Here is a 4,520-nt window from a genome sequence, read left to right on the forward strand (position 1 = left end):
CCGCCTCCACAGCGGTGGTGGAGGGGTCGAGCAACACCAGGTCGCGGGCCAGGGGCACAACATCGAGAAGCCGCGCGGCATTGTCGTCGTCGAGGATGAGCAGGGGGTCGTGGACGAGGATCGTGCTGTCACGATCGGCGGATGCTGCACGCATCTGCTCAAACGAGGTCGCCACGATCACGTCGACACCGTGGTCGCGCAACACCTCGACGGCGGCCAGCGTTCCCTCAGGTCCGGGGGATTCGGGGTGCAGGGGTTCGCCGAGCGGGCGCCCGGCACCGGTGGCGATCATCGTGACGAGAACGAACACGAGGGCTGCCGAGACGAGCACAACCCAGAACACCCAGCGCCGAAGTGTTCGCCGCAGTAGGGGAGTGGCGTAGCTCACGACCGGCCCCCCGACTCAGCACTGGCGGTCATGCGATCGTGCCCGGGCAGGAGAGGCTTCTGCTTCTGAATCTCCTGGTCGAGTCGAAGGAGCGCGTCATACTGCTCCCGCGTTCCTTCGTGGTCGAGGTATCGCACGGAGTCAAAGATTTCGGCCGCCGTGGCCAGATCGGTCGTGCTCGCCGGGAATGCCGAAGCGGCCCTGGCGGAGAACTCCTGGGCCGTGGTGCCCGGGGCCATTGTCACGACAGTGCGATGAGCAAGATCTCGGGCAATCGCCCTGAAAAGGTCGAGAACGGCATCCGACCAGCGCCCTTGAGCGGCGGCTGACTGGGCGGCGGATCGCATCTGCGCCGCCGTTCTCGCATCGTCCTCGCCAAAAATTGTTGCGGAGATGCGGGTGCGGCGGGCAAGGGCGGGGCGGCCGAAGACGATGAAGGCGGTCACAATCACCGCGGCGACGGCAAGGGTGAGCAGCAGGAGGCCGATGCCCTGCTGGCCGTCTGTGGCGGTGATCTCCAGCGAGGTGAGCCAATCCCAAAAGTCGGCCGCCAGCTGGTCGAACCAGCTCGGCTTCGACTCCTGGTATTCACGGCGCGAGAGCTCACCAAGCACCCACTCGCGAGCTTCTTCGCGATCAGGCGTGAGGGGAGTCTCTTCGCTCTTCACGAGGTGCGCCGGCGCCACGCTGTCAGGCCAGCGGGGTGCCAGGCTGACGGGCCGCCGGCGAGGTGTAGGGGTTGCTGGAGGGCGCGGCACCCGAGTCACGTTCCTCGACAAAGCGCGCGAGCTCGAGGTCGAGACCCTCTTTGCGCATCCGCAGATCGAGATAGATGAGAGCGCTGGTCGACGACTGGATAATCATGCTGATTGCCGTGAGAACAACGATCAGGATGAGCATGACCACATAGACGACGGCAAACGCGATGATCGCGCTGGGGTTGTCTGATGCTGTCGGGTCGAGCAGAGAGGCGATCATGGGGGCGAAGAATGAAAACGGGGCGCTGACGAGGTTGGTGGCCAGGGCGAGAATGCTCGAGACCAGAATCTGGATGCCGAAGGTGCGCCAGAATCGACCGGAAATAAGGGTCCACGATCGCGCGATCGCCGCCCGGAGCGGGAGTCGTTCAATCATGATCGCGCTGGGCACGAGCGACAGTTTTGTGCCGAGCCAGATGGCCAGGGCTGCCCCTCCGGCCATCGCGAAGAGCCCGAGAAGCACGCTGAGAACGATTCCCGCAACTCCGAGGGTTGTGATGAATAAGACGATGATGCCGGTGAGGGCCGCGATGACGAGCAACAGGGCCGCCGTCAGCAGGAGCGACCAGCCGATGAGGGCGCCGAAGCGACCCTTAGCGGTTGCCCACAGCTGGCGGAGCGTGAGCTTCTCACCCAGCACCGCGCGGGAGACCTCGATCACGACGATTCCCTGCAGGAGGGCGGCCGCTACCACGCTGAAGAAGATCGGCACGAGGTAGATCAGAACGGCGGCGAAGACCGTGCCAGCCGTAACGACGTCGGAGTCCTCGGCGGCGGTGTTCTCCAGACGCGGGAGTGCGGCCCAGAGAAAGAGGGCGATGATGCCGGCGCTCAGAATCCAGGTGGCGATCTGCGAGCCGAGCGCAATGGCCAGGGTCGGGCGCGGGTTGCGCCGGAAGGCGTTAAAGGTCGCCGCGAGCAGCGCGCCGAGCGTGAGGGGGCGAAGCGGGATGAGCCCGACCTGAGTGGGCTTGGTCCACTGCGGCGCTGGCCCGGGCTGAGGCGCCGGCGCCTGCTGGGACGGCATCCCGGGGACCACTGGCGGCTGCCACGCGGGAACATCCGATGCTCCTGTGGGGGGCGGTGCGTCGCTCACGATTCTCCTCGTCGGTCGTGACTGGGTGTGGGCTCGCGTTCGGCGCCACCGGTGCTGCCGCACGCGTGTCGCGCGCCGCTCTACACCTCGTACGGCATTCATGCTGGCATACTCGGCTAATCTTGTGCTAAAGCCTCACCATCTCGCTCAGCGACATGGACTATTTGTGAAGACGGGGACGATGAACGCACGCATCTTGGTCGTTGACGACGACCTGGCACTCGCCGAGATGATCGGCATCGTGCTGTCCTCCGAAGGTTTCGAGGCCTCGTTCTGCGGGGATGGCGCGCTGGCGCTCCAGGCCTTTCACGACTCGCGACCCGACCTCGTGCTTCTCGACCTCATGCTCCCTGGTAAAGACGGCATTGAGGTATGCGCAGAGATCCGCGCCGAATCCGGCGTTCCCATCATCATGCTCACCGCCAAATCGGATACGACGGATGTTGTGCGCGGCCTAGAAAGCGGAGCAGACGATTACGTCGTCAAGCCGTTTAACCCCAAGGAACTCGTGGCGCGCATCCGCACGAGGCTCCGGCCCACCCCCGAGACGAGCACAGATTTCTTGCGAATCGGGGACCTCACGATCGACGTTGCAGGCCACGAGGTCAAGCGCGGCTCCACAGGGATCAACCTCACACCGCTTGAGTTTGAGTTGCTCCTGGCGCTTGCGCTCAAGCCCAATCAGGTCTTCACCCGAGAGATGCTCCTGGAGCAGGTGTGGGGCTATCACTACCGCGCGGACACGCGGCTCGTAAACGTGCACGTGCAGCGTCTGCGGGCCAAGGTCGAGCTCGACCCAGACAACCCCTCGATCGTCAGCACCGTGCGCGGCGTGGGCTACCGTGCCGGCACCACTCGCTGAGTCGCCGCTCACCGTGCTCGCCATGAGGTGGCGGGCTTTTCGCGCTGCCGTTATTCGCACCTGGCGCACGTCGCTGCAGTTTCGAACCGTCGCCATCACTGTTGTGCTCTCGGGCCTGGCTGTCACGATAATCGGTGGCTACATGTCCGTGGTGATCGGCGGCAATCTCTTCAGCTCGCGGCGAGACCAGGTAGAAGCGGAGCATGCCAGGGCCACCCTGCTCGCCCAGGACTACTTTGCCAATGCCGTCGCGGCCGATGATGCCAGCCAGCTCGACTTCGACACCCTCAGTGGCGATGTGCAGACCCGCATCCTTTCGTCGACAACGAGTCCGGGCGGCACGGGGTTTGCCATGCTCAGGGTGCCCGGCCAGACCACGCAGTTCGTGATGCAGCCAACGCAAAGCCGCGGTTTCTCGTCGTCGGTGCTGAGCGATGGCCTGCGCGAACTCGTTGTCAAAGACTCGGGGCGCGTCTATCTGCAATCGGTCACGCTGCCCTCCGGTGCGCCGGGAATCGTCTCCGGTTCCCTTGTCTCGGTTCCCTCAGCGGGCAACTACGAGTTCTACCTCGTCTTCGATCTGTCGGATGCCCAGCAGACGTTGGACTTCGTGCAGCAGACGCTGGCGATCGGCCTAATCTCGCTTGTGCTTCTCATCGGTGGCGTCACCTGGGTGGTCGTCCGTCTCGTTGTCGCGCCGATTAGGGTCGCCGCAGAGACCAGCGAGCGGTTGGCTGCAGGGCAGCTAGAGCAGCGCATCCCCGAGCGGGGCGAAGATGTCATTGCCACCCTTGCCCGGTCGTTCAACGGGATGGCCGACAGCCTGCAACAGAAGATCACCCGCCTTGCGGAGGTGTCTCGAATGCAACAGCGGTTCGTCTCGGATGTTTCGCATGAGCTGCGAACACCGCTCACGACGATTCGTCTCGCCGGAGACGTGATCTACGACCAACGAGAGGACTTCACCCCAACGACGGCGCGCACGGCCGAACTTCTCCATACGCAGATTCAACGGTTCGAGACACTGTTGGCTGACCTGCTGGAGATCAGCCGATTTGATGCCGGCGCGGTTGAACTTGAGCTTGAGCCCGTGAGCCTCGTTCGCCTCGTCGACGATGCGCTTGAGTCGATGCGGCCACTCGCCGATGAGCGAGGGTCATCGCTCGAACTCGTCGCGAAGGGTGGCTACTACGAGGTCGAGGTCGACCCCCGTCGCATCCGTCGCATCCTTCGCAATCTGCTGGGCAACGCGATCGAGCACGGTGAGGGCAAGCCCATCGTCGTCACGATCGACAGCAATGCCACCGCAATCGGCTTCACCGTTCGCGATCACGGAATCGGCATGACGGCCGATCAGCTCGACCATGTATTCGAGCGGTTTTGGAGAGCGGATGCATCGCGGCAGCGCACGATCGG

5 protein-coding genes are annotated in these 4,520 nt (G+C 64.2%); 2 read left to right on the forward strand and 3 right to left on the reverse strand.

Features of this window, described 5'->3' with window-relative positions; translation table 11 throughout:
• The 3 genes from AC062T_RS12845 to AC062T_RS12855 form a co-directional block, all read right to left on the reverse strand.
• Positions 1–388, reverse strand: a 388-nt coding sequence (locus tag AC062T_RS12845; RefSeq protein WP_476030619.1) for a DUF4350 domain-containing protein, incomplete at its 3' end; no start/stop codon positions are given.
• Positions 385–1,074 carry a DUF4129 domain-containing protein gene (locus AC062T_RS12850; RefSeq protein WP_476030621.1) on the reverse strand — a complete coding sequence of 230 codons (690 nt, stop codon included), beginning with the start codon at positions 1,072–1,074 and terminating at the stop codon, positions 385–387. The genes AC062T_RS12845 and AC062T_RS12850, both read right to left, overlap by 4 nt.
• Positions 1,075–1,078: 4 nt before the next feature.
• On the reverse strand, positions 1,079–2,242 hold the full coding sequence (locus AC062T_RS12855; RefSeq protein WP_476030623.1) for a hypothetical protein: 1,164 nt from the start codon (positions 2,240–2,242) through the stop codon (positions 1,079–1,081).
• 181 nt (positions 2,243–2,423) lie between these two features.
• Here AC062T_RS12855 and mtrA point away from each other — a divergent pair, with 181 nt between their 5' ends.
• Both mtrA and mtrB read left to right on the forward strand, forming a co-directional pair.
• Complete coding sequence (mtrA, locus tag AC062T_RS12860; protein ID WP_476030625.1) at positions 2,424–3,104, forward strand: MtrAB system response regulator MtrA; 681 nt, start codon at positions 2,424–2,426, stop codon at positions 3,102–3,104.
• Positions 3,085–4,520 (forward strand): MtrAB system histidine kinase MtrB (gene mtrB, locus AC062T_RS12865; protein ID WP_476030627.1); only part of this gene is annotated, 1,436 nt, incomplete at its 3' end. The genes mtrA and mtrB, both read left to right, overlap by 20 nt.

The sequence above is a fragment of the Homoserinimonas sp. genome, from assembly GCF_056262345.1.